The organism is Sporosarcina koreensis, from assembly GCF_000826145.2.
In the GTDB taxonomy this organism is placed as follows: domain Bacteria; phylum Bacillota; class Bacilli; order Bacillales_A; family Planococcaceae; genus Sporosarcina; species Sporosarcina trichiuri.
The window spans coordinates 258,365-282,851 of record NZ_LN651337.1 but is presented as its reverse complement, the minus strand read 5'-3'; the positions used below and the strand labels follow the sequence as shown (position 1 = coordinate 282,851).

Annotated in this window: 20 protein-coding genes; 5 read left to right on the top strand and 15 right to left on the bottom strand. The window is 52.1% G+C overall.

What is annotated here, in order from left to right:
• Positions 1-285: 285 nt before the first annotated feature.
• From BN1190_RS07085 to BN1190_RS07050, 8 genes are all read right to left on the bottom strand, one after another.
• Positions 286-1,755: a hypothetical protein gene (locus tag BN1190_RS07085; protein WP_144036075.1), complete on the bottom strand. Its 1,470-nt coding sequence runs from the start codon at positions 1,753-1,755 to the stop codon at positions 286-288.
• A gap of 91 nt (positions 1,756-1,846) precedes the next feature.
• Positions 1,847-2,359 carry a hypothetical protein gene (locus BN1190_RS07080; RefSeq protein ID WP_040286278.1) on the bottom strand — a complete coding sequence of 171 codons (513 nt, stop codon included), beginning with the start codon at positions 2,357-2,359 and terminating at the stop codon, positions 1,847-1,849.
• 271 nt (positions 2,360-2,630) lie between these two features.
• Positions 2,631-3,239, bottom strand: coding sequence for an alpha/beta hydrolase (locus tag BN1190_RS07075; protein WP_040287189.1), 609 nt, complete (start codon positions 3,237-3,239; stop codon positions 2,631-2,633).
• Between the two features lie 16 nt (positions 3,240-3,255).
• On the bottom strand, positions 3,256-4,239 hold the full coding sequence (locus tag BN1190_RS07070; protein WP_040286277.1) for a ring-cleaving dioxygenase: 984 nt from the start codon (positions 4,237-4,239) through the stop codon (positions 3,256-3,258).
• Positions 4,240-4,435: 196 nt separating this feature from the next.
• Positions 4,436-4,891 (bottom strand): inner membrane protein YiaA, encoded by a 456-nt coding sequence (gene yiaA, locus BN1190_RS07065; RefSeq protein WP_244898689.1) that lies wholly within the window; start codon positions 4,889-4,891, stop codon positions 4,436-4,438.
• A gap of 121 nt (positions 4,892-5,012) precedes the next feature.
• Positions 5,013-5,291, bottom strand: coding sequence for a hypothetical protein (locus tag BN1190_RS07060; protein WP_040286276.1), 279 nt, complete (start codon positions 5,289-5,291; stop codon positions 5,013-5,015).
• A 308-nt stretch (positions 5,292-5,599) separates the two neighbouring features.
• Entirely contained in the window at positions 5,600-6,208 is a 609-nt protein-coding gene (locus tag BN1190_RS07055; RefSeq protein WP_040286275.1) for a CPBP family intramembrane glutamic endopeptidase, read from the bottom strand.
• A 106-nt stretch (positions 6,209-6,314) separates the two neighbouring features.
• Entirely contained in the window at positions 6,315-7,160 is an 846-nt protein-coding gene (locus BN1190_RS07050; RefSeq protein ID WP_040286274.1) for a pyridoxamine kinase, read from the bottom strand.
• Between the two features lie 201 nt (positions 7,161-7,361).
• On the opposite strand from BN1190_RS07050, the gene BN1190_RS07045 reads away from it, so the two are divergent.
• Positions 7,362-7,910 (top strand): ECF transporter S component, encoded by a 549-nt coding sequence (locus BN1190_RS07045; protein WP_040286273.1) that lies wholly within the window; start codon positions 7,362-7,364, stop codon positions 7,908-7,910.
• A gap of 82 nt (positions 7,911-7,992) precedes the next feature.
• Here the strand turns inward: BN1190_RS07045 and BN1190_RS07040 are convergent, their stop codons facing one another.
• Positions 7,993-8,925: an NADP-dependent oxidoreductase gene (locus BN1190_RS07040; RefSeq protein ID WP_040286272.1), complete on the bottom strand. Its 933-nt coding sequence runs from the start codon at positions 8,923-8,925 to the stop codon at positions 7,993-7,995.
• A 221-nt stretch (positions 8,926-9,146) separates the two neighbouring features.
• On the opposite strand from BN1190_RS07040, the gene BN1190_RS07035 reads away from it, so the two are divergent.
• The 3 genes from BN1190_RS07035 to BN1190_RS07025 all read left to right on the top strand — a co-directional run bounded on the left by BN1190_RS07035 (position 9,147) and on the right by BN1190_RS07025 (position 11,525).
• A complete protein-coding gene (locus BN1190_RS07035) occupies positions 9,147-9,926 on the top strand; it encodes an arylamine N-acetyltransferase family protein (protein WP_244898688.1) in 780 nt (259 codons plus the stop codon).
• 115 nt (positions 9,927-10,041) lie between these two features.
• Positions 10,042-10,470 carry a HEAT repeat domain-containing protein gene (locus tag BN1190_RS07030; protein ID WP_040286271.1) on the top strand — a complete coding sequence of 143 codons (429 nt, stop codon included), beginning with the start codon at positions 10,042-10,044 and terminating at the stop codon, positions 10,468-10,470.
• 206 nt (positions 10,471-10,676) lie between these two features.
• Positions 10,677-11,525: an aldo/keto reductase gene (locus BN1190_RS07025; RefSeq protein WP_040286270.1), complete on the top strand. Its 849-nt coding sequence runs from the start codon at positions 10,677-10,679 to the stop codon at positions 11,523-11,525.
• A 170-nt stretch (positions 11,526-11,695) separates the two neighbouring features.
• Here BN1190_RS07025 and BN1190_RS07020 read toward each other — a convergent pair whose 3' ends face one another.
• The 5 genes from BN1190_RS07020 to BN1190_RS07000 all read right to left on the bottom strand — a co-directional run bounded on the left by BN1190_RS07020 (position 11,696) and on the right by BN1190_RS07000 (position 21,060).
• Positions 11,696-13,753 carry a transglycosylase domain-containing protein gene (locus BN1190_RS07020; RefSeq protein ID WP_098060123.1) on the bottom strand — a complete coding sequence of 686 codons (2,058 nt, stop codon included), beginning with the start codon at positions 13,751-13,753 and terminating at the stop codon, positions 11,696-11,698.
• A 238-nt stretch (positions 13,754-13,991) separates the two neighbouring features.
• Positions 13,992-14,759 carry an AIM24 family protein gene (locus BN1190_RS07015; protein ID WP_040286269.1) on the bottom strand — a complete coding sequence of 256 codons (768 nt, stop codon included), beginning with the start codon at positions 14,757-14,759 and terminating at the stop codon, positions 13,992-13,994.
• 303 nt (positions 14,760-15,062) lie between these two features.
• Positions 15,063-18,224: a type I restriction endonuclease subunit R gene (locus BN1190_RS07010; protein ID WP_040286268.1), complete on the bottom strand. Its 3,162-nt coding sequence runs from the start codon at positions 18,222-18,224 to the stop codon at positions 15,063-15,065.
• A gap of 24 nt (positions 18,225-18,248) precedes the next feature.
• Complete coding sequence (locus tag BN1190_RS07005) at positions 18,249-19,478, bottom strand: restriction endonuclease subunit S (protein ID WP_052461735.1); 1,230 nt, start codon at positions 19,476-19,478, stop codon at positions 18,249-18,251.
• On the bottom strand, positions 19,468-21,060 hold the full coding sequence (locus tag BN1190_RS07000) for a type I restriction-modification system subunit M (protein WP_040286267.1): 1,593 nt from the start codon (positions 21,058-21,060) through the stop codon (positions 19,468-19,470). The genes BN1190_RS07005 and BN1190_RS07000 overlap by 11 nt, the downstream gene beginning before the upstream one ends.
• 236 nt (positions 21,061-21,296) lie before the next feature.
• On the opposite strand from BN1190_RS07000, the gene BN1190_RS06995 reads away from it, so the two are divergent.
• Positions 21,297-21,797: a hypothetical protein gene (locus tag BN1190_RS06995; protein WP_052461734.1), complete on the top strand. Its 501-nt coding sequence runs from the start codon at positions 21,297-21,299 to the stop codon at positions 21,795-21,797.
• Between the two features lie 49 nt (positions 21,798-21,846).
• On the opposite strand, the gene BN1190_RS06990 is transcribed toward BN1190_RS06995, so the two are convergent.
• Positions 21,847-24,270 carry a heavy metal translocating P-type ATPase gene (locus BN1190_RS06990; RefSeq protein WP_040286266.1) on the bottom strand — a complete coding sequence of 808 codons (2,424 nt, stop codon included), beginning with the start codon at positions 24,268-24,270 and terminating at the stop codon, positions 21,847-21,849.
• Between the last annotated feature and the right edge of the window lie 217 nt (positions 24,271-24,487).

The following is a 24,487-nucleotide window of genomic DNA, read 5'->3' as shown; positions in this document are numbered from 1 at the left end:
CTGTTTCGGTTGTTCAACCAATCAAGACAGTTTCTCGAACCGGCACCTCATTTTATCTGAAGATATAGTTCTTATGCCACTTCAAATTGCGTTTGTTCCCTTCCTGCTTATTGTTCCTCAGTTTGCTGTAGATGCTGTACTCTCCATACTTTTCTTTAGAAATGCGGTTGGATATATGGATATTACTCTATGACAGGCTGCACGTATTCAGACAAGCAGAAAAGGACAGGAAATCTGTTCGATTCCCTGCCCTTCTTCAAGCAATCCTGACGGCGTACTGCCGGTTTACTTTTCGGTAACCTCAAAACCATAACGGATTGCCGGCATTCCTGAGCCTGGGTGATCCTCTCTGTATGTCAGCTGCGGAATGAGCGTCATATCCGTGTCAATCTCCTGCTGTTCGTAAACGCCAGGATACATATCGATGATGTGATAACCCGGTTCCCCTGTCGCGATGACTTTGTACTCCAAGGTTCCCTGGCTGTTGAAGGCACACATATAGCCTGAATACGCGTTATCGTATGTTAAGTAATACGCGTTGTCGTATTCCGTCCAGCCTCCCCCTTTGATGGTTACATTGATTTCAGTTCCGGCCGGACCGGAAGCAGGTGATAGTTCCACGATGGATGGCGTGATGCGGAGATAGGTCTGCCCATACACCTCTTCACCGACTTTCAAGTCAATGCGATGCGGCAGTCCGCCGAGATCATCCGGAATTGCAAATTTATAGACTGCCTTTCCGTCAGTACCGGACGAAACCGTGTCCAGTACAGTACTATGCTCGTCGAACCCTGCGTCAGTGACGCGGTTCCCTTTCATCGTATTCCAGACAACTTCGACTTTCTTGTCTGCCGGAAGATTGCTTGCGGTCAGTGTGACATCTTCGCCGACAATGCCTTCTTCTTTATCCAATTCCACTGTCACGTCTTTTTTGTTTTCCAGCTTCGGCATTTCGACTCCGCCGCCTGCAGCTTCGGGCGTTTTCTCAACGTATGCCTCCGTCAAAGGCACTTCATCCGTCACGGTAAAAACGAAATCCGGTGCCGGCCATCCGGTATGTGGTGAAGAACCGTGGTTAATGTACGGGCTGCCCAAGTATCCGGATCGCAGACTCAGGAAGTGATCGCCGACACTTCCGGCTGCTCGGAACACAGCGTTTGCTTTCCCTTGCGTCGAAACACCGGAGACCATTCCGGTATATTTATTATCATATGTCAGGTTCCACATGGACTTATACGTCTGCCAATCCAAGCCTTCCGCTTCCAATGTGACTTCCGTACCGACCGGCCCTGACTCCGGTGATATGGAAAACTTCGGCCGTACGAAAAATCCGGTCTGGCCGATTTTCTTATCATCACTCGTCACATACAAAGTGTGATTGCCGCCGAATCCTGAAGGGACGCTGAATGTCCCTTCCCATTTTCCCTCGTCGTCGCTTGTCCCCTTTACGAGCGGAACTTCCTTGGACGTATAGTCTGTCCCGATGAATGCATATAACTTCTGGATATCATAGGCCCCTTCGACTTCCGTCCATTCCAGCTGGACATCCATGCCGGACTCGAGACTGTCGATGGTGAAGTGCACCTCATCATCAATGTATGCTTCCTTTACCGACAGCTCAATATTATCTTTCAAGACCGGTTCTTTCTCTTTGTTTTTATCGGTGGATTTCTCAGCAGATTCTTTATTGGTACAAGCTGCAAGAATCAGTGTCAGAATCAAAGCGAGCAGGACGAGTTCTTTTCTCATTCGCATAATCTTCACTCTCCCTCTTTACTTACATACAAATTGGAAGGATCCAATCGTCCTTCCAACATGTCACGTTATGGACTGGGCAGCTGGAAACTTACTTATCGCCGGCTTCTTCTGTTGCTGCATCTGCAGGGTCGATAATCGTCAAGAGGGATGGAGCCACGTCGAACGGTTTGAACTCCCCTTTTTTGCCGTCCATTTCTGCTGTAACCGAATAATTCAATACCCCTGTAGGCGTATCATCAGTCACTTGGTAAGCAACGGTCCAAAACTCCGGTACCGGATCCGTGTCTCCTGATGGGTGCGCCGCGTGGTGCATTTCAAGATCCTCCCCGGTTGACAGATGGACCGTCAGTTTCGCATCTTCACTGATCTGCTCATCGGTGACAGGGTCCACAGCATCCATACGGAATACAATATTATCGCCCGGTTTAAATTGGCTCTGCAGCACACAGCCGTCATTTTCTGAAACAACATCCCCGTACACTTGAATCGTAGAGGTCTCTGTCTGATTTCCGTCATCAGCCTCTTTGTCGCTGCTGCAAGCTCCCATCAGAAGAATTCCGCTCAAAGCCATACCCGCGGTGATCTTTTTTCCTATTTTCATCGTCTTCAGCTCCTTTATAAGTTTACATTGTCATCTATTTGTAACAATGTTACGCCTGTTTCACCAACATCACAAGTAGTCTGCTTGACAAATAACTTAAAACCATTTATCATTCCGACAAAATTCTTCCTCGATAAGTGATGACTATTGTTTCTCTGGATGACCGCTTTCTGTGCTGCAAGACAATCCATTGCAAGTTAAAAGAGCATCTCCGCTTCAACCGGCGGAGATGCTTTGGCTTCTATCTTGTAGTTTGTAATGGATTGTCCTGTCATCGGAATTTTTGAATAAACCATCCTTGAGCAGCCTTCACCTCCGCCATCGTCAGCTGATGGCCGGCGTGTTCCCAGTGGAGTTCGACCGATGCGCCGGCCTGCTGCAGTAAAGAGTGCAGCTCTGTCGATTCGGCCTGCGGACAGATCGGATCGTTGGCACCTGCACCGATCCAGACGGGGATGCCAGTCAGATCCGGCAAATCCCTGTTGCGGATCGGCACCATGGGATGATGCAGCACAGCACCTTTCAGGACATCGGCAAAATGGAACAGCAGGCTGGCGGCGATGTTGGCGCCGTTCGAATAGCCGACTGCCACGACATTCGACATGTCAAACCCATACGTGTCAGCAGCGCTGTTGATGAAATCTTTCAATTCACCCGTCCGGTACACGAGATCCTCTTCATCGAACACTCCTTCCGACAGCCGGCGGAAGAAGCGCGGCATGCCGTTCTCGAGCACATTCCCCCGCACGCTGAGCACCGAAGCAACTGGATCGAGGATATCCGCAATGGGCAGCAGGTCCTCCTCCGTGCCGCCTGTTCCGTGCAGCAAAAGCAGCACCGGGCGGCTTTTGTCAGTGCCTTCTCTGAAGACGTGCCGCATGCTCAACTCCCCCATCTTACAGATACTCCTTCTCGATCGTCCGCGTGCTGCGGACCGTATCGATCGGCCGGACGACCGCCTCGATCTGCGCCCGTTTCGGCTCAAGGAACGGCGGCAGTGACAATTTCTCCCCGGCCGTTTCGTACGGTTCGTCCTCCAGGAACCCGGGACCGTCCGTCGCCCATTCGAACAGGATCCCGCGCGCGACCCGCGCATACAGCGAGCGGAAGAAGAACCGGTCGACGTACCCCGAATTGGTCAGGCCGAACGCATTGAGCCGGCCGATCCATTCGTGGAGCGCCCCTTCATCCGCCACCCGGAATGCCGAGTGATGGATCGTCCCGTACCCTTGCCGGCCGCTCGGCAGCGACGTATTATGCTCCACGATGACCTGCGCCCCGTTGCCGCCCTCGCCGACTTCGAACAGATGGAGATCGCCATCCGCCGCAATCTCACGGAACTGCATGACGTCCTCCAGCAGCTGCTTGAACGGAATGTAGTCCGCAATCCGGATATGGACGGGACCGAGCCCGGTAATCGCGTATTCGAGCGGAACCGGTCCGTCCTGCCACGGCGTCCCTGGGGCAACACCCGTGTTCCCTTCATCGGACGCGAGCATATACTGCTGGTCATCGAAGTCCGTGAATGAAATCGTCTGCTTGCCGAAGACTTCTTGGATGCCACTGTGACGCACATCGTATTTGTCGAACCGCTTCACCCAGTAGCCGAGCGCTTCATCGGATGGCACCCGGAATGCCGTCTTGTGGATTTCATTCGTCCCGTGTGTCCCCTTCGGTATGCCGGGGAAATCGAAGAACGTCATATCGGTGCCGGGCGATCCCATATCATCTGCGAAAAACAGATGATACGTACGGATATCATCCTGGTTCACCGTCTTCTTCACGAGTCGCATCCCGAGGGTATAGGTGAAAAACTCGTAATTCTTTTCTGCGCTGCTTGTGATGGCGGTTATGTGGTGAATCCCTTTCAGTCCGTTCATAATTGGTCTCTCCTCTTTTATCTTGAATTCAAGATAAATATACTCCCTCAATACGCTGTCGTCAATTATGCAGTCTTGACGATAAGCGGGCACAATATAAAAAGGGCATCCATGCGTTGTTGACGCAGGATGCCTATACAAGTTATAGAGTAGAGATATTCATTTCACTGCAGTTGGAAATCCGCAAAGCAGTCTGTCAATCCTGCTCCCTTGCCTTCTGTGTATCCCTGACGTTCTTCTGCACGGTGATCGCCGAGAAGATACTGAGCACGAACGCCATCGCATAGAATCCTTTTTCACTCAGAATGATACTGCCCGCGTTGAACAGGCCGATCGCCATGAGGGCAATCGCGATGACGATGGCCATCCAGCTGATGCCATAGTAGATCGGCGTCACCGGGATGCCTTCTTCCCGGTCGCGCACCGCCTTCTGCAGCGACACGGCCGCGTACAGGCCGAATACGAGGATCGCGAAGTAATACCCTTTTTCATTCAGCTCCATCGCCGCATTGAACAGCCCGATCAGATACGCGCCGATCCCGATCAGCAGCGCCGCATAGGAGGCCCCTTTGAATGCCGGTGTCGGCTCCCCGCTGTTCGGCACACGCCGGTCGCGCCGCTTGTCTTCCGTCTCATCCCGCTCCATCTCCATGTCTGCCAACTCCTTTTCTCTCATCATATATAACCCGGACGCTGACGGCAACTACTATTCTGACAATACTAAAAATGGCAGCCTTTCTGTAAGGAGTGGTGATTGATCCTGAAATCTCCTGCTACAGACGGCTGATCTGATGGAACAAACCTGTATACACGAGCATCATCACCCAGACGATCACGACACCGGTCCAGCTGGCGCGGCGCCGGTCCGCCGCTTCCAGCAGCTCATCGGGCGCCGTCCGGGTTTCCAGATGACAGAGTTTCCGCAAGACCACCCATCGGTACAGGGAAGTTCCGCGGAATCCTATCAGGATGCCGAACGCAATGGTCAGGCAGTATTCAAGATGACGATTCGTTTCAATAGAACGCCTCCCAATGATTTTCTTTTCAATCAATTCACTTCGAAGCAGCCTCTTCAGCTGCTTTCTTCAAGTGCAAACACGTCTGTTCTCTTACTGCAGAAATCAGAGATGACCCAGGTACATATTCGCAATCCGCAGGTGGAACGGCTCGCAGCCCTGCCTCTACCGCTGTAACCTTCGGTATAAGAAGAGAAGTACGCGTTTATAGATTTGGTTGTCCATACTTAAACCTATCCTTCGTTAATGCTCAATTGGCTTGCATGGATGGTATAACGATAACATTCCAAATTTCCACATGATCAATGAAACGAAATAAACAATCCACCTACAGCTGCTGCCACTCAATCTTTCATGGCAATCATTTTATACTTGAACAGCAAGGTTATCACATAGTTCATGATGAAGTGGATAACGGTCGGCACCAGCAGATTGTCTGTCTTGAAGTACACCCAGCCGAGCGCAATCCCCGGCAGGCTGACGTTCAGAAGCATGAGGGGTTTCTTGAAATATTGGACGTGGAAAAGCAGGAAAACGACGGTCGCCAGCAGGATCGCTCCCCAGGAACTATCGGTCCAGAGGAAGAAAAGATTTTGCAGAAGACCCCTGAAGAAAAGTTCTTCAAACAACGCCCCCGCCAGCATGACTGCTGTAATACTTGCCAAACTGCCCTCCTGGTAAGCCTTGTTCCCTTCATCCACTGTACTCGAAGGCAGCAAAACTGTCAGAACAATTCCATAGCCAACCAACGCCAGTGTAATTGCTGCTGTCCACAGCAGCAGGTCCCCTGGTTTTTCGAAAGACAATAGCTGTCCGATATCCAAGACATCCAAGACTGCAAGCGCAAACAAAAAAGCAGCGCAGATGAATGAAAACAGCAAGAATACGGACGCTGCATTTTTTTGGTCGAGCGATTGTTTTGGTTGTTCCAGTTCGATAGCTCGTTTCTTCATGTCGATCACCTTTTCAATTGAGCTGCGTTTACTCAGCCATTCTATACCTGCGACTCTTCTGATTCATCAGCGTACATGCGATCGTTCTCATGGTGTTTCCATCTGCCTACAGCAGCATTCCCAAATGCGATTCAAAGTTCACCCCTGCCACAGTCGGAATATCTTCCGCAGACGTCGCCTGGATGGATGCCGACACAAACGCTTCCGCCAGTGCCAGCGTCTCCACAGGATCCTGCCCGCGCATCAGCCCGCCCATGATGACGGAGGCGAACAGGTCGCCTGTGCCCGAGTAGCTCTTGCCGTTGTACGCCTGCAGACTGTGATGCGAGCGCTCGCCGTCCACATACAGATTGCCGACCAAACGGGTGCCTTGAAGTTCCGGTGGATTCAAGCCCGTGATGATGACCTTTGCACCGGTTTCCGCCTGCAGCTCCCGTCCCGCCTCCTCGACAGCTGCGACATAGTCTACGTTCGTCCGGTATGATGCCAGCTGCTCAAACGGCTTCCCCGTCAGCAGGCAGCACTCCGTCACGTTCGGCGTGATCACATCCGCCCGCCGCACGAGGTCTTTCATGGCGCCAACCAATTCATCGGTGAATACGTCGTACAGTTCTCCCCGGTCGCCCATGACCGGGTCCACGAGCAGCGTCGTTCCATCCGTGTAGAACGTATGTAAAAACTCAAAAATATGCCCGATCTGCTCACTCCCCGTGACGAACCCGGTATGGATGCCGTCAAACGCTGCGCCCATCTTGTGCCATTCGTCGGTGAACCGGGGCATCTTCTCTGTCAGGTCCACGCTATGGTAGCTCGGATATTCCGTCTGGGACGTCAGGATGGCCGTCGGCAGCGGGACCGCCTGTATGCCCATCACGGACAACACGGGAATCGCCGCCGTGAGCGAGCACTTGCCAAATGACGACAGATCCTGGATGACTGCAACTTTCTTCAAAAAACCACCACCTGTCTCTAACGGAACTTGGATTGTTTCCATCGTACCATAAGAACGAGGCTGCAAGTATACAGAAATTATCCAGTCCCCCTAAAACAATCTGACCTCTAATATTTTATACAATCTGGCACTTCCACTATGGTCAGCTGTCCCGTAAACTGAAAACTATCAACAGTCACATACGTCAGGAGATGAACCAATATGCAATCCATCCACCAGCAGACTGCTGCCCACACACGAACGAAAACGATGGACCTCGTGCTGACAGGCATCCTGTCCGCCATCGTCCTCGTCTCAACGGTCTTCATCAACATCAAACTGCCGATCGGCCAGGGCGGCCTCATCCACCTCGGCACAGGTGCCCTCTTCACCGCAGCCATCCTGTTCGGCCCGAAAAAAGGAGCGCTCGCCGGCGCAATCGGCATGGGGCTGTTCGACATTTTCGGCGGCTGGCTCATCTGGGCGCCGACGACGATCATCGCCCGCTTCCTGCAGGGCTACATCGTCGGCAAGATCGCCTGGTCGAACGGTCATCGGGGCAACAGCGTCAAACTGAACATCCTGGCAGCCGTCGCCTCCACACCGGTCATGCTCGCCGTCTACTACATCGGGCAGGCGATCATGTACAACAACTGGGTCGCCCCGCTCGCCTCCATCCCGGGCGATCTTATCCAGAGCATCGTCGGCATGCTCATTGCCATCCCGCTTTGTCTGACACTAAAGAAGACACCGTTTTTCCGGAATCGATGACAGAGAAAAAGCAGCGAAGCAAAGCCAATCGGCCCGCCTTCGCTGCTTGTTTTTTCATGTCAATCACCGGTCCATGTCCAACTTACCGGATCGTAATGACAATCTTCCCTTTTGCATGGTGTGTCGCACTCAAATCATGCGCATCCCGCAATCCTTGTTCAGTCAGCGGATACGTATGCCCGATATGCGGTTTCACTTTATCGTCTTCGATCAGCTGTCCGAGTTCCGCAAGCTGTTTCCCATTCGGATTCAGCCACAGCGACTCCGCGGTGATCCCCTTCTCTTTCGCTTTCTCCGCATCCGGTTCCCCGGCAATGGAAACGAGACGGCCGCCTTTCTTCACGACGTCCATACTCTTCTCCAAGATGTCGCCGCCCATCGTGTCCACGACCAGGTCCACGTCCTTTGCGACATCTGTAAAGTCGGTCGTTTTATAATCAATGAATTCATCCACACCGAGCTCCTTCAGGAACGCCTCATTCTTACTGCTCGCCGTCGAATACACAGTGGCACCGAAGTTTTTCGCGATCTGGATGGCATAGCTGCCGACACCGCCGGAACCCGCTTGGATGAGCACCTTGTCCCCTTTTTTCACTTGCCCGAAATCGACAACACACTGCCAGGCCGTCAACCCGGCCAGCGGGACCGCGGCTGCTTCTTCGAAGCTCAAAGAATCAGGTTTCAGCGCCACCAAGTCTTCATCGACCGCCACATACTCGCTGTACGTGCCGTTTTCCATGCCGGGACGCGCGAAGACCTTATCCCCCTTCTTGAATTGCGTCACTTTGCTTCCGACTTCGCTGACGACACCCGCGGCATCCCAGCCGAGAATCAGCGGGAAGTTGAAAGGCATAGCATCTTTCATATACCCCTCCCGCACTTTCCAGTCGATCGGATTGATGGACGTCGCATGCATTTCGATCAGCACCTGATTATCATTGATGTCCGGTATCGGCAGCTCCTTCTCGATCAGCTGATCCGACCCGCCATACTGTTCAATTACGATTGCTTTCATGTCAGACACACTCCTTTGGATGTTGGGTTATACAAATTTTGCTGAATGCTTTTCCAATCATCTATACCCGGAATGGACGAATCGACACAAAAGCCGCCATACGACTAAATAAACCAGGAAACCATCGGCTGAATGAGGCCCCTTGCTTATCCATGGTATTCAACAGCCAGATGCGTACAATGGAAGATAGGTTATCCATCGAAAGGGTGAATGGCATGGAGATGTCCAAAATTAAAGAAAAACTAAACCTGAAAGGAACCATACTGGAACAGATCAGCCAGGTCCAGTATTGGTTCGCCCGGCAGTTCGAATTCGAGAACCTCGACGTCCTGCTGGGGAATGAAGAGCCGATCACCGAGCAGTTCCTCCGGGACAAAATGCTGGAACAAGGACGCGGCGGTCTGTGTTACGAACTGAACGGCCTGCTGTATCTCGTCCTGCGAGACCTGGGATTTCCCGTCAAGCTCGCCGCAGCGACCATGTGGGTGCAGCCGCGCAACAGCTATGCCCTGGACCGCACGCACGTCATCAACCTGCTCGAACACTATGGAACCCTCTACCTCATCGACAGCGGCTTCGGCAGCAACCTCGTCCTGCAGCCCGTCGCACTGGACGGAGACGCCGTCACGTCACCAGCCGGCACGTTCCGCTTCCGCAGCGAAACGACCGAAAAAGGGACAATGGTCTTCGAGCAGCAAACGGACGCAGGTTGGGAACGCCGGTATGGCCTGTACCCCGATGAGATTGAATGGTCGCATCTGGACGACGTCAAACAGCAGATCCACCACAGCCCGGAATCGTCGTTCAACAAAGCGCTGCTTATCGCGAAAGTGACGGAGGATGGGACGTATTCAATTAATGATGAGCGGTATCACAGTAAGGGCAAGGATGGCGAAGAGACATTGCAATTCAAAGAATCTGGCGAGCTGCTGGAGCAGGTCAGACAGCATGCATCACCTGCGGTTTATGACACGGCTGAACGCTATCTGGATACAAAGTAAACTGAACAGCGTTCGAGCTACACAAGCAGTCATCGCTATTACGAACGGAACCACGTACAATAAGTGAGACAGAAGAGAAATCCATTTCTCATTCATTAAAGAAGAGGTGCATGACTTGAAGCAGTTTGAAACCACATTACCCGAAAATTACGAGGCATTGAAAAAACAGGCCAATTACACGTCCAGCTGGCGCGACCGCTTACATGCAGTCGAAGAATTATCTGCGTATCAGCACGAGAAAGTCATCGATCTGCTGAAAAACCGGATGCAGCACGATACGGTCTACCCAGTGCAAACCGCAGCCTATGACGCACTGGCCGCGTTCGGCGAAAACGTTGAGAAGCCGGCGCCTGCACGGTTTGACATCATCAAAAACACCGACAAGATCTTTCTGCGGGTGAAAAAAAGCCTGCCGAAGGACCATACCGTGGCCGACTTCGCAGCCAAACTGAAACGTATGCGGCTGGATGTCTATGATGCGTACGAAGGCGACAAAGGGGAACAATTCATGCCCTGGTTAGAAGAACGCTGGGCAAAACTGTAACAAAGACTTCTAAAATCAAAACGGAAAGCCATTTGCTTCGCTTTTGTGGAGAGAATGGCTTTTTCTTATCTTCATCAGCAAACGTCATCTTCAGATTTCTTGTGTATCGCACAAAGGAAGCTTTCAAGGAAGTTTTGCAGTTCTCCGAAAGGGAAAATGAATGAACGGACTAGCAGATAAACCCATCGGAAAGGAGCAGGATAAACATGAAGACTGACCAATCACATCGGTTGAACGACGGCACGAGCCTTCCCTCCATCGGTTTTGGAACGGTGAACATCAATGGGGCGCAAGGTGTCACGTCTGTTGTAACCGCCATCGAAGCGGGCTACCGGCTCATCGATACGTCGACGAACTACAATAACGAGGGGATGGTCGGTGAAGCGATCCGGCGGTCATCTGTCCCGAGGGAAGAACTGATGATCAGCTCGAAACTCCCTGGCCATTCCCATGAGTACGACAAAGCGATCCTCATGATCCAGGAATCGCTGTACCGGCTCGGACTCGACTATTTCGATAAATATCTGATCCACTGGCCGCTGCCAAAGCGAGGCAAGTATGAAGAGGCGTGGCAGGCGCTCGTCGATGCGCAGAAATTCGGTCTCATCAAAACGATCGGCGTCTCGAACTTCCTGCCGGAACACCTCGAGCGGATCATCGACAAAACAGGTGTGACGCCGGCAACGAATCAGATCGAGCGCCATCCTTATTTCAATAACAACGAATTGGTCGAGTACAATAAAAGCCAAGGCATCCTTACAGAAGCCTGGAGCCCATTAGGACGCGAAATCAATGACGTATTGACCAACGACACCATCGAATCGATCGCCAAGAAATACAACAAAGAGCCCGCGCAGATCATCATCCGGTGGAACCTGCAGAACGGTGTCTTACCGATCGTGAAAGCATCGTCTTACGATCATCAAAAAGCCAATCTTGACGTCTTCGACTTCGAATTGAGTGATGAAGATATCCAGACGATCGATTCCCTGGATAAGGGCGAAGAGGGACGAGTCGAAGGGCAGCACCCGAACGATTATGAAGAGTTCGAGTGATCGGCAGTGATGTAACGAATCGTCCAGAGCATGACGGGATGCCTGTCCATCGGTAACCAAATATAAAAGACGTCCTCCATCCACCAGTATCAGCGGCGGATGGAGGACGTCTTTCCATATAGCTACGTTGACAGAAGTAGCGGATCTGCCGGCGCACGTTATGCGCCACATCACTCGTTAAACCACTTCTGCCCCCACTCTTCAAGGCTCTCCCAGAACCCTTTTTGCTTCTCGTCCTTCTCTTTTTTCTTCTCATCCTTTTTCTTTTCCTTCTTCGACTTCTTTTCCTGCTTCTTCAGGTCTTTGATATCATCGTCAATCAACGAAAGATCAAATTCCTTCGCAGATAATTCACTGGCGGACCGGGAAACGACCTTTGCAAAAATGGGCGGTGCCGTCGTGCTGCTGGTCGAGGTCAGATAATGGTCGGCGTCTGTCTTATCGTAGCCGAGCCAGACGGCACCGGCGATGTCTGGGGTGTAGCCGACGAACCAATTATCTTTGGAACCCGTCACGCCTTCAATCGGCAGCTGCGTCGTCCCCGTCTTCCCGGCGACATCCATGCCGGAGATCCGGGCGTTCCGACCTGTCCCTTCCTCGACAGCCCCTTGCAGCATATACGTCATCTGCGCAGCAACTTCCGCATCCGTCACCTGGACGGACTCGCCCTGCCACGTCCCAAGCACCTTCCCGTCCGCGTCTTTGATTTCCATGATCGCATGGGCTTCCTCCATCACGCCCTCATTCGCAAACGCGGAGAATGCCTGCGCCATCCGCAACGGAGACGTCCCTTTGTCGAGCCCGCCAAGCGCCAGACCGAGTACACGGTCCTTCTTCGTCAATGGGATGCCGAACCGTTCCACCGCATCGACGCCGTTCTGGATGCCGATCTGATCCAGCAGCCAGACGGGAGGGACGTTATACGAATTGACCAGCGCGTCGTACAGGGTCACGTGCCCCCGATATTGCTGATCGATGTTGGTCGGGGAATATCCGCCGATATCGATCGGTTCATCCGTCAGCAGATCCGACATGTGGTAGCCGTCTTCAAGTGCCGGCGCATAGACCGCAAGCGGCTTCAAGGCCGATCCGGGCTGCCGAAGGAGATCGGTCGCATTATTGAAGCGGCCCGGCGTATAGTCCCCTCTCCCGCCGACCAGCGCGAGGATCCCGCCCGTTTTTGGGCTCACGAAGACCGACGCACTCTGCAGCAGCTGATCGGGCGGGCTCTCGGGGAAATTCCCGTCATCCGCATACACGGCTTCGAGCGCATCCTGGACGACCGGATTGATGGCCGTTGTAATGTGCAGCCCGCCCGACAGCACCTCGTCTTTCGTAAGACCGTACGTATCCACCGCCTCGTCGACAACCCGATCGATATAATACGGGTAGTTCCCATTATCCTTCGGCACGAGCGACGCAGCCAATTCCAGCTTCTGACCGACCGCTGCGTCATACTCTTCCTGACTGATGTACTGTTCCTTCAGCATCAGCGACAGCACGAGATTACGCCGCGCCACCGACTTGTCCAAGTTCTTCCTGGGCGATAAATTAGACGGCGCTTTGAGAAGCCCGGCCAGCGTCGCCGATTCGCTCAGCGTCAGCTCACTGACATCTTTCCCGAAATACGTCTGGGCCGCACGCTGGACACCCCACGCGCCGTCGCCGAAATAGATGTAATTCAAGTAGCGTTCGAGGATCTCCTCTTTCGAAAACGTCCGTTCAATCTTCTTGGCGAGGATCAGTTCTTTCAGCTTCCGGGAAAACGTCCGGTCCTGCGTCAGAAACACATTCTTCGCAAGCTGCTGCGTAATCGTACTGCCGCCGGATACGATCTTCCCTTTGAGCGCATTCCCAGCCAAGGCACGCCCCATACTGAAATAGTTGAGACCGTGATGCTTGTAGAACCGCTGATCTTCCACGGAAACGACAGCGTCACGCAGCGATTGCGGAATCTGGTCGATCGAAACCCCTTCGATCTTCGAATTCGACACCTTGCGGATCACGTTGCCGTCCGGATCGGTAATGACCGTCGACCGCGGCGCAGGCTTGTCAAGCTCACTCACATCGCTGAACGCGATGAACAGATTCAGGACAAGCACGGCGCTAAGGGCGGCGAGCACCGCACCGATGAGTGTGAAACGGAGGACCCGTTTCTTCAGGCTGCGTTTCGGTCGCAACGATTTTTTATGCTCTTTCTTATATTGTTTGTATTCGGATCGTTTCATAATGGTTCCCTGCTTTTTATTGTGGAGTTTTGTCGAACTGTGGAGCATAGTATTGACGAGGACGGGTGTTTGAAAGTTGCGGGGATTGTCTTTAGGGGGATTATGTGCGAGTGGACGTATAAAAATACCCGCGTGAAAAACAAACAGGCTAGTTTCTCACACAGGCACCGATCGTTGTATGAACAGTGTACAATTGTTTAACACACAAGTCACCTTCACAAAAGGTATCGGAAAGTACCTATGGAAGAAAAGGCGCCATTAAGACTTTGCCTGTGCCGCGGTAAACATTCACCAATCCTTCACCAGAAGCGGCGGAACCCAGAAGTGTTTTGCCGGAGCGCTCGACAGTGAAGTCCAAACTGCCGGACCAGGCAATCGCCATATTTCCATCGATCTTCAACTCATCGTTGTCCAGCTCGATTTCGATCAGTTCCTCTCTCGCAATGGTTGATTCCAGTGCAACTGTCCCTTGTCCGGTCAAGCCAAGGTTGAACAAACCTTCACCGCCTAACGAGGCAGAAGAAAGAGTGGAGCGCATCACGGCCTTATGTTTGAGTCCCGAATCACAAGCCAAAAAGAGTCCGTCTTCAATGACGAGTGACTGATGCCACTCCCCAACATCCAACAGCAAAATATGCTTAAATGTCGGTTCCAAAACAAGTGTGCCGGTTCCCGTATATTCAGGTTTGATGGCCGATTCTTTGGTCACTTTGCCGCGGATCGTCTTCCCGATAAAGTCCCCTACCCCTTTCAGCCCTGTCGTCGCTTTGACATCCCCTGCCATCCATTGCATCGCTCCTGCCTGAATCGTAATGTTGGACTGACCGACATCGCAAACCAGCTGCCGCCGTCTCACATTCATTTCCGACGCAAAATAGGCGGACTGGGCACTTGCGCGATCGGTGCTGAGCTCTCTTTGAAATTCAATCACTTTAAATGGCCCTAGCTCCTCTTTGACTTTCACATTCGGATTGTCTTCAAGATTCCGGATGGTAATAATAATCATCGCCCGCTTTCTGATTTATCTTACTAGAATCATACCATTGAAAAGCTTTAAAACAATACAATGAAATCAATCGTATTACGTATTCCATTGTCAGCTAGGTGGATTGCTTCTAAAATTTTCATTTAAAACATCTCCTCACTAACTTCATTTATGGTTATATCCCCTTATAACCACATGTCACCATCAAACATATGTTTTCACGATATCCAATTTTTCGACAAATATCCTGTAGATTTAACTACGACAAAAAAGCCAACCCGTCAGACGGATTGACTCTTACTTTCACTCATTTATTTAGCTGTCCTACCTCAATTCCTCCCCATAAGGAACAATCTCCTCATTCAGCACATGCAGCCATACCCGTTTCATCTGCGGGCCGTATTTGAGTGGTTTGGCGTCGGGGTGGACTTGCTTGTATTTGTCGAACTGTTTGCTGCCCAGGATGCCGGTGATGTTCGGGATTGTTTCCGAGCCGGGTACGTATTGGATCGCGGACAGGTGCAGTTCGTCTTCGTTGACGAACCAGGTGCTGGACAGAGATTCGATGGCCTGGTTGGAAGCGTCGGTGAAGTATTGGCGTTTGACGGCGAAGATGTCGTCGTTTGGGTCGATCTGTCCGCTGTCGATGCTGTTCAGGATTCGCGTGTATACTTCCCGGACTGGTTCCGGCTTGTTCATCTTCTGCAGCGCCTTCTCGATTTCCTCGCGTGTGTCCTGGCTGTTGGCGATGTACCCTTCCAGCAGCTTGTCGATATAGGTGGAGTCGATGTCGTACAGTTTGGTCGTGTTGTCGCTGTAGAATTCGATTTCCGAGAAGTCCGGATCGGGTTCCCCTTCTGCCCCCTCTTCCGCTATGAGCGAGCCTTTCACTGTGTTATAGACGCCAATATAGTCTTCCAACGTCTTCACTTGTTCGCGCATCTCGCTGGATGTCTCCATGTCGTCATTATAGTCATCATAGGTGACGAGCGCGTCATAGGCGTTGTTCAGTTCCTGGAAGGCTTTGACGAACCCCACCCGCTGCTCGAGTGGTGAGTTTTCGTCGATCTTATCGATGTTCGGAACAGCTTTCTTCAGCTCTTGATGTGCCTTATCAAACCGCTTTTTCGACTTGCTGTAGGATGGGTAGACAAGTTCGCTCTCTTCCTGTGCATGTGAGTAAAGCTTGGTCGCAGCTTCGACGTTCCGCTCCATCGTGGCCGGCTTTCGGTAGGTGACGATGAGTCCCTTTCTTTTGCCTGGATAGGTCCGGTTTGTCCGGGAGAATGCCTGGATGAGGTTGGCATAGCTCAAGTTGCGATCGACGAACAGCGTCTGGATGGTCGGTGCATCGAATCCGGTCAGGAGACGGTCGACGACGATGACGAGATCGACCTGCTTGCCAAATTCCTTGAACTCCGCACGTTTGCGGGCGAGCCGGTTGTTGATGTCCCCGTTATAGCGCTCGATGTCCTCGATCGACCAGGCGGTGCCGTAGTAGCTGTTATAGTCCTCAATGATGCCCGCCATCTCTTCCTGCGTTTCCTTGGCGTTCTCTTCGTTCTCCTGCATGGAGTACGTAATGGCGATCCGCGGGAAGTCCGGGTCGTCCATTGTGCGTCCGGTCCGGATCGGATGGCCGGCGAACTGCTTCGTCATCCAGTCGGGATCCGCCGTCATTTCCTTGATGGCCTTGTAATAACGTTTTGCCATCGCAATCGAGTTGGTCGTCAAAATTGCCGACTTTTGCGGACGGCCATTGACGAAGTCGAATTTCGTATAGGCATTGTCCGGTCGGAACATTTTGTGCAGCACTTTGTCGATGTGTTCATCGGTTTCATACGTGGAGTTCTCGATATAGGACTCTTTTTGCAGTTCATCCATCTCATCGATCATCCCGTTCAGTTCGTCGTTCGTCTTGTCGGCGAATTTCGCCTGTTGGCGGAGCTGGTCGTAGATGTAGTTGTCGACGGACGTGCGCTCCAGTGTATCTTCGTGCTCCACTTGGAAACCGAGCACGGAGCCGTCCTCAAGTGCATTCTTGATGGTATACGTATGCAGGACGTCGCCGTATTGGTCGTGTGTCGTCCGTGCGAGACGCCCTTTCGCCTGTTTCTTGTTTTCTTCGAAGATTGGTGTTCCGGTAAACCCGAACCAGGTTGAGTTCGGGAATACCTTTTGGATGGCCTCCATACCTTCTGCGGAGAGCGCCCGGTGGCATTCATCCACGACGAACACAATGTGCTGGCTCACGAGTTTCTTGAACCGCTGCGTGCCGTTCCGCTCTTCCTGTTTTTCCGCATAGCGCAGGGCCGCTTCAAGTTTCTGCCGGGTTGTGATGATGACAGTGTTCGAGTTCTCGCTCGACAGCAGCGTGTCGCTCAGCTCACGAGAACTGCCTGTTCCGACGATGAGACTGTTCGACTTGGCCGTGCCGGATGAGATTCCGGTATTGAACTCGGACGCGAACTTCGTGAACTCACTCGTTGTCTGGTTGTCCAAGTCCTTCCGGTCGATGAGCATGACCGTCCGATCGACACCGGGTTTGCGCGCCAGCAATTTGGTGGACACGAAACTCGTCAGCGTCTTTCCGGAACCGGTCGCATGCCACACATAGCCGGACTTGTGCTGCATGGCTGCTGTAAACAGCGCCTGGATGGCATGAATCTGATACGGATGGAGCACCATGAGCACTTTGTTGTCCTGGTCTTCACTGACAATTGTGTAGTTCGCAATGAGCTTGTGGGCGTCCGGGATGTTGAGCACCTGCTTGACGAACTCATACAAGTTGTCGACTTTCCGATTGTCCTTCGTCCGCCAGCTGAACAGGAACTTTGCGTGCAAGTTCTTCGGCATCGCGTTTGCGAAATAGCGCGTTGTCTGTTCATTGGAAACGACGAACAGCTGCAGCGTGGAAAAGATGTTGTTCCGGAACACGCCTTCTTCGGCGTACTTCTTGATCTGGTTGAAAGCCTGGAAGTACCCATCCTTCGCCGTCACCTGTTTCAGCTCAATCTGCACGATCGGCAGGCCGTTGATGAGCAGCGTGACGTCGAACCGGCGATCACGCCCCAGCTCGTCCGTCTTCTGCTTGGCGATCTGGTTGACCACTTCATAGGAGGAGATCCCGCCGCCGATATCCTGGTTGGAATACAGCACGAGCGACATCGTGCCGAGTGACGAGACCTCCCGCTCAATCGTGATACGGGCAATGCCATTCTCGCCTTTCAGCCACTTCGCCGCATCGAACGGTGTCTTCGTCTTCTGCAGCAGCTCGGTTCGAATCGTCTCGAATTCATGGTCGGTGAGCGGCGTCTCCCCGATCTCCGCCAAGTTGTTCTGCGTGATCTTTGTGCGCAGGTTGTTCCAAAGGTCTTCTTCCGACTTCAAATCTTTACGGTAGTTCCATTGATTGTGGCCTTCCCCGAGCACCTCAATCAGCCGGCGTTCCACTTCTGCTTCGTCGTTGTATTTCAGGTTCCCCATCGCCGGTTCCTCCTTTCTTGCCGCTTACACAAACATCTTTTGTAAAAATGCTTTCTTCGTTTGCTGGAGGGCTTGTAGTTCTTGTTCTTTAAACACAATAGCTTTCGATATATCTTTTAATAAATTCGCTATTTTCTTTTGTTCCTCTATATCAGGTAAGGGTATCGGCATTTTTCTGAAAACGGCATCTTTGATAGAAAATCTATCCGATCTAGCGCCTGAATCCCCATTTAATTTCATAAACGTGTGCCAATAACTTGTCTCAAAATAAACCTCTAAATAGTCGAGATCAACATCTTTCGCTTTAAAAATATAATATAGCGGAGACATTATACCCGTTCTACTAAGTTTATTTCTTTTAATTGGTCCAACAGGTGCATACTTAGAAATCCGAGGGTTATACACAAAATCATCAGGCTGCACGATATAGTAGCCATCAATGTTAATATTGTTCGATATATCTTTCTCAAAATAATCTCTTTGGCTTACGATTCCTTGCTCAGCTGAGTTAGTAAATGTCTCATTATATTTTCTATTGGTATTTTTTTCAGTTACCTTATTTATCAATTCTCCCAGCTCTTTATAAGACCATTTCTCACTGAACCCAGGAAACCGAATTTCCGGCACGGACTCGCCTTCTTTAGGAAACATCTTTTGCAAGAACCCTTGTTTTGTTTGTTTTAGGGTGGTTAATTTATTGCTCTTCATATAAATATCTTTATCCATACCACTAAGTAAATTACCGATTTTTTCTTGTTCTGATTCTTTCGGTGGGCAATAAAAACTAAAATCTGAAATTTGTTTCAAAGAAATATGTTTTATTGCATTTCCTACTGAAACTTTTTGCATTTCTGATATGAATTTTTCATCCTTAACAATTTGGTAAATAAATTCAAGTTGTTTAGAAGTAATGCGTCCTACCCTTTGCGCGAGTACTGCTCTATCATTTGTATACTTAGATGATTTACCAATATTAACTCCGTCCATAGTGATAAGAATATTATCCCCATTCAATAAATAACTATCTAAAACAGTTTCCTCGGTTATATCTATTCGATTGCTAGAAATTTTTTTTTGTTGTATATCACTTTGAATGTCTTTATTTGTAATAACAAGATACTTGCCATTATCGTTAAATTCACTACTTTTAAAAGCTTTTCCGGTTTTCACATCACCTAATTGGCCAATCGTGCATAGCTGCCATGCCTCTTGGAATTCTGGAAACCTAATCTCTGGAATTTTTTCAATCTTCATTTTTAAACACCTCTAACGCCCCTTGAATCCACTCTTCATTCTCTTCACCATACTGCAGGGAAGAAATCATCTCATACAAGCTCGCTTCCAATTCGGTTTGTTCTTTCCGGATTTCTTTCACACTTGCTCCGATTGCCGCCATGTCGACCGGTTCTTCTTCTTCGAATGTATCGACGTATCGCGGGATGTTAAGATTAAATTCATTCTCTTTGATTTCTTCAAAGCTTGCGACGTGGGCGTATTTCTCGACGTCTTCCCGCTTCCGGTAGGTCTCCACAACTTTGTCGATGTTCTCACCGGACAGCTTGTTCTGGTTCTTGCCTTTGATGAATTCGTGGCTTGCATCGATGAACAGAACATCCCGCGTAGTCCGGTTCTTCTTCAAGATGATGACAGTGGTCGGAATCGACGTACCGAAGAACAGGTTCGAAGGCATGCCGATGACGGCGTCGATGTTGCCGTCTTCCAGCAGTTTTTTCCGGATGATCCCTTCCGCTGCTCCGCGGAACAGGACGCCGTGCGGCAGGACGATCGCCATCGTGCCGGAGTCTTTTAAGTGATAAAGACCGTGCAGCAAGAACGCAAAATCCGCTTTCGACTTCGGTGCTAGCCGGCCGTAGCGGTTGAACCGTGAGTCGTCGAGGAAGGTATCGTCCGATGACCATTTCGCCGAGTATGGCGGGTTCATCAGCACCGCGTCGAATGTATAGGGTTCGTCTGTCGGCCAGTCTTTGTTCAGCGTGTCGCCGTTGCTGAGACGGATGTCCTCTTTGTCGACACCGTGAAGGATGAGGTTCATCTTCGCCAGGTTGAAGGTCGTTGTGTTCAGTTCCTGGCCGTGATATTTGACGCTGTCCGGGTAGTTGATATAATTCCGGATGTTGAGCATGAGCGAGCCGGACCCCATCGTCGGGTCGTAGACGCTGAACAGCCGCTTGTCTTCCTGCCCCATTGCCGCGATGCGCGCCATCATGACAGAGACTTCGTGCGGGGTATAGAATTCCCCTGCCTTCTTGCCGGCTTCCGATGCGAATTGGCTGATGAGGAATTCGTATGCATCACCGACGACATCGCCGCCATGGCCGAGCAGGTCGATCGGATCGAGCTTCTTGATGACTTCGGTGATCGTGATATTACGCTGCTGGGCGTCCGAACCGAGTTTCTTGGACGTCAGATCGACGTCATCGAAGAGACCTGTGAACTGGTCATACTTGGACGACAGGTCGTTGAACGCTTTTGTAAGGTCGTTGAGCTGGAACGTGTTTTGTTTCGCCTGATTGGTGAGGACGTTGAACAGGTATTCCGGTTCAATATCAAAGCCGATCGTGTCGACGAGTGTCTCGATAAGGTCGTCTTTGACGTCGTCATCCTGCAGGAGTTCACGATAGAGCTGGGTCTGCTTGTCCGCCGTATCGTAGTCTTCGAGTGATTCGTCCGCGATTTCAACGACGTTGACGAGCAGCCGGTCGGATAGGTATTTGTAGAAGATGAGTCCGAGCAAGTAGTTCTTGTATTCAGATGCATCCATCTTGGAGCGCAGGTTGTCCGCTGCGCTGAAGAGCCGTTTGTTCAGTTCTGCCATTGTGAGTTCCTCGCTTTTCTTTGATGGTGATAGGCGTGCTATATGTACTGCTTTCATTATAGCATAGTAGCTTTTTTGCGAAAGGCGAACAGGATGCTTTTGACAGGGATATCGGCTAGTGGATTGCCCTTTGTATGGTATACTAGTTACAACTATTATCGGAAACACTCGGTCAGATACCCAGGGCAAAGCAGCCGTCTTGTGGGGCTGTATCATTCGGGAGAGGAGGGACTCGCATGAGTGAGGACTTGGCGGTGATGCTGAAGACGGTGCTGGACAGTTCGCTGCAGCCGATCCATGAGCGGCTGGATCGGATGGACGGGCGGTTTGATAACCTTGATGCAAAGGTGACCAACATCGAAGCAGATCTTGCAGTGGTCAAGAAAGACGTTTCCGGCCTCAAGGCAGATGTCGCTGAACTTAAGACAGATGTCGCTGAACTTAAGACAGATGTCGCTGGATTGAAGACGGATATGGCTGTTGTGAAAGAAGATATCTCTCTTATGAAAACGGATATTTCTGGTTTGCAGAGCGATATGACAGATGTGAAAACATCTATCAAGATTTTGATGGATGGCCAGCGTGGGATGCGGAAGGAAGTTACGCAGCGATTCAATGAGCAGCGTAATGTGACAAACCGTATGGCATTTGATATCAATTACTTGGTCCATAAGGTGACGGATCATGATCTGCTGTTCCAGGAAATGCAGACAGGTTATCGGGATCATCAGGGATAACTGAAAAACCGGACTCGCGCCATTGACGCAGGTCCGGTTTTTGCTTGTGTTATTTCTCCTCCAGATTCACCCGCTGCAGACGCAGTGCATTCAGGACGACGCTGACGGAGCTGAAGGCCATGGCGGCGCCGGCGACCCAGGGGGCGAGGAGCCCAAGGGCGGCGATCGGGATGCCGATGGTGTTGTAGAAGAAGGCGAAGAACAGGTTTTGTTTGATGTTGCGCATCGTTTTGCGGCTCATGACGATGGCGTCCGCGACGCTGTTCAGGTCGCCGCGCATGAGCGTGATGTCGGCAGCTTCGATGGCGATGTCGGTGCCTGTGCCGATCGCCATGCCGATGTCAGCGGAGGCGAGGGCGGGTGCGTCGTTGATACCGTCGCCGACCATGGCGACTTTCTTGCCTTGTGCCTGCAGCTTGGTGATCTGCTCGCCTTTTTCCTCCGGCAGGACGTCCGCGATGACGTGGGTGACGCCGACCTGGCTGCCGATCGCTTCGGCGGTGTGCCGGTTGTCCCCCGTCAGCATGATGACGTCGAGTCCGAGGGCGTGCAGCCGGGCGATCGCGTCCTTGGACGTTTCCTTGACGGTGTCGGCGACTGCGACGAGTCCGGCGAGTGTGTTATCGACTGCGATGAGCATCGCCGTCTTCCCTTCATTCTCGAGCTGTTCCATGCGGGCTTCGATCGTTTCGACCGGAATGCCGCGACCTGTCATCAGCTTGCGGTTGCCGACGAGGATGGTCTTGCCTTCGATAACCGCTTCAATTCCGTAGCCGGGCAGTGCCTGGAAGGAGTCCGGCTGGGTGAGCTCGATGCCCTGTTCCTTGACGCCTGCCGTGATCGCTTGTGCGAGCGGATGCTCCGACTGGTTTTCCGCGGATGCTGTCCAGCGGAGGACGTCGGTTTGATTGAAGCCTTCCTGGATTTCCACGTCGGTCAGCGACGGCTCGCCTTTCGTGACAGTGCCGGTTTTATCCAGCACGACGGTATCGATCGACCGGGTGTTCTCGAGGTGCTCGCCGCCTTTGAACAGCATGCCCATTTCGGCGGCACGGCCGGAGCCTGCCATGATGGACGTCGGTGTCGCCAGGCCGAGTGCACACGGACAGGCGATGACGAGGATCGAGATTGTCGGGATGATCGCCGAACGGAAGTCGCCCGGTGTGACGGCGAAGTACCAGATGAAGAACGTCACGAGCGCGATGCCGACGACGATTGGGACGAAGACGCCGGAGATCCGGTCCGCGAAGCGCTGGATGTCCGCTTTCGTCCCCTGCGCTTCCTCGACGACGCGGACGATCTGCGCGAGCGCACTGTCCTTGCCGACTTTGGTGGCGCGGATCTGCAGGGAGCCGTTTTTGTTGATGGTCGAGCCGATGACTGGGCTGCCGGGTGCTTTGTCGACCGGGATGCTTTCGCCGGTGATCATCGATTCGTCGATCGCCGACTGGCCGGCGATGATCTCGCCGTCCGCAGGGATCTTCTCCCCCGGTTTGACGAGCAGGATGTCGCCTGCCTGGACCTCTTCGATCGGAATTTCCTGTTCGATGCCGTCTTTTAGCACACGGGCGGTTTTCGCCTGCAGGCCGAGCAGTTTCTGGATCGCCTGGCTCGTCTTGCCTTTCGCCCGGACTTCGAACAGCTTGCCGAGCAGGATGAGGGTCAGGATGACAGCGGATGCCTCGAAGTAGAGCATCGGCTCGCCTGTGCTGCCTCCCTGCACCCACTCGATCAGCAGGTAGACGCTGTAGAAGTAGGCGGCACTCGTACCGAGCGCGACGAGGACGTCCATGTTGGCGCTCTTGTTGCGGAGTGCGTTGAATGCACCCTTGTAGAACTGCGCGCCGATGATGAACTGCACCGGGGTGGCGAGCACGAGCTGGACCCACGGGTTCATGAGGATATCGGGCAGGTAGAGGAACGACAGAAATTCGAAGTGCGCGACCATCGTCCACAGCAATGGCAGCGTGAGGATTGCCGAGAAGATGAATTTCCGTGTCTGTTTCTTGATTTCCTCTTCTTTGTGATCGACTTTCTGTTCGTCGGCGGTCTGCGGATGGAGTTCGTACCCCATCTTCTTGACGGCCGCCATCATGTCCTGCGGTGTGATCTGGCCGCTGTTGTAGCGGACGGTGAGCGTTTCGACCGCAAAGTTGACAGCGGCTTCCGCGACGCCGTCCATGCGGGCGATGCGCTTTTCAATCCGGTTGGCGCATGCGGCGCACGTCATGCCGGTGATATCGAATTCGGCTTTGTCGAAGACGACCCCGTAGCCGAGTTTCTCGATTTTCTCCGTGAAGTCCCGGACGTTTGCTTTCTCGGGGTCATAGCGGACGGTCGTGCTCTCGAGCGCAAAGTTGACGTTCGCCGAGTCGACGCCCTCCATCTTGGACAACCCCTTCTCGATCCGGTTGGCACATGCCGCGCACGTCATGCCATTGATTTTCAATGTCTTTTCTTCCATGTCCCTCACATCCTTTCGATACTGTATGGGGGTATGTAGTTTGCAAAAAAGAAGGATTATGCGGTGGGCATAACCGGCTATTCTTTATTATTGATGTTCTGGAGTTCATGGGGCACTCCAGCTTGCAGCGGAAGACGGTGACTCCGGCGGGAATAGCATGAGCATAAGACCCTGGACTGAGCGTCAGCGAGGGAAGCGGCTTATGCCATGCCCGCGGAAAGCATCC

Excerpts from the sequence above, each read along its gene's own strand:
- BN1190_RS07085 (WP_144036075.1), bottom strand. The coding sequence starts at position 1,755 with ATGCGAATGAGAAAAGAACTCGTCCTGCTCGCTTTGATTCTGACACTG.
- BN1190_RS07080 (WP_040286278.1), bottom strand. The coding sequence starts at position 2,359 with ATGAAAATAGGAAAAAAGATCACCGCGGGTATGGCTTTGAGCGGAATT.
- BN1190_RS07075 (WP_040287189.1), bottom strand. The coding sequence starts at position 3,239 with ATGCGGCACGTCTTCAGAGAAGGCACTGACAAAAGCCGCCCGGTGCTG.
- BN1190_RS07070 (WP_040286277.1), bottom strand. The coding sequence starts at position 4,239 with ATGAACGGACTGAAAGGGATTCACCACATAACCGCCATCACAAGCAGC.
- yiaA (WP_244898689.1), bottom strand. The coding sequence starts at position 4,891 with ATGGAGATGGAGCGGGATGAGACGGAAGACAAGCGGCGCGACCGGCGT.
- BN1190_RS07055 (WP_040286275.1), bottom strand. The coding sequence starts at position 6,208 with ATGAAGAAACGAGCTATCGAACTGGAACAACCAAAACAATCGCTCGAC.
- BN1190_RS07045 (WP_040286273.1), top strand. The coding sequence starts at position 7,362 with ATGCAATCCATCCACCAGCAGACTGCTGCCCACACACGAACGAAAACG.
- BN1190_RS07040 (WP_040286272.1), bottom strand. The coding sequence starts at position 8,925 with ATGAAAGCAATCGTAATTGAACAGTATGGCGGGTCGGATCAGCTGATC.
- BN1190_RS07035 (WP_244898688.1), top strand. The coding sequence starts at position 9,147 with ATGTCCAAAATTAAAGAAAAACTAAACCTGAAAGGAACCATACTGGAA.
- BN1190_RS07025 (WP_040286270.1), top strand. The coding sequence starts at position 10,677 with ATGAAGACTGACCAATCACATCGGTTGAACGACGGCACGAGCCTTCCC.
- BN1190_RS07020 (WP_098060123.1), bottom strand. The coding sequence starts at position 13,753 with ATGAAACGATCCGAATACAAACAATATAAGAAAGAGCATAAAAAATCG.
- BN1190_RS07015 (WP_040286269.1), bottom strand. The coding sequence starts at position 14,759 with ATGATTATTATTACCATCCGGAATCTTGAAGACAATCCGAATGTGAAA.
- BN1190_RS07010 (WP_040286268.1), bottom strand. The coding sequence starts at position 18,224 with ATGGGGAACCTGAAATACAACGACGAAGCAGAAGTGGAACGCCGGCTG.
- BN1190_RS07005 (WP_052461735.1), bottom strand. The coding sequence starts at position 19,478 with ATGAAGATTGAAAAAATTCCAGAGATTAGGTTTCCAGAATTCCAAGAG.
- BN1190_RS07000 (WP_040286267.1), bottom strand. The coding sequence starts at position 21,060 with ATGGCAGAACTGAACAAACGGCTCTTCAGCGCAGCGGACAACCTGCGC.
- BN1190_RS06995 (WP_052461734.1), top strand. The coding sequence starts at position 21,297 with ATGAGTGAGGACTTGGCGGTGATGCTGAAGACGGTGCTGGACAGTTCG.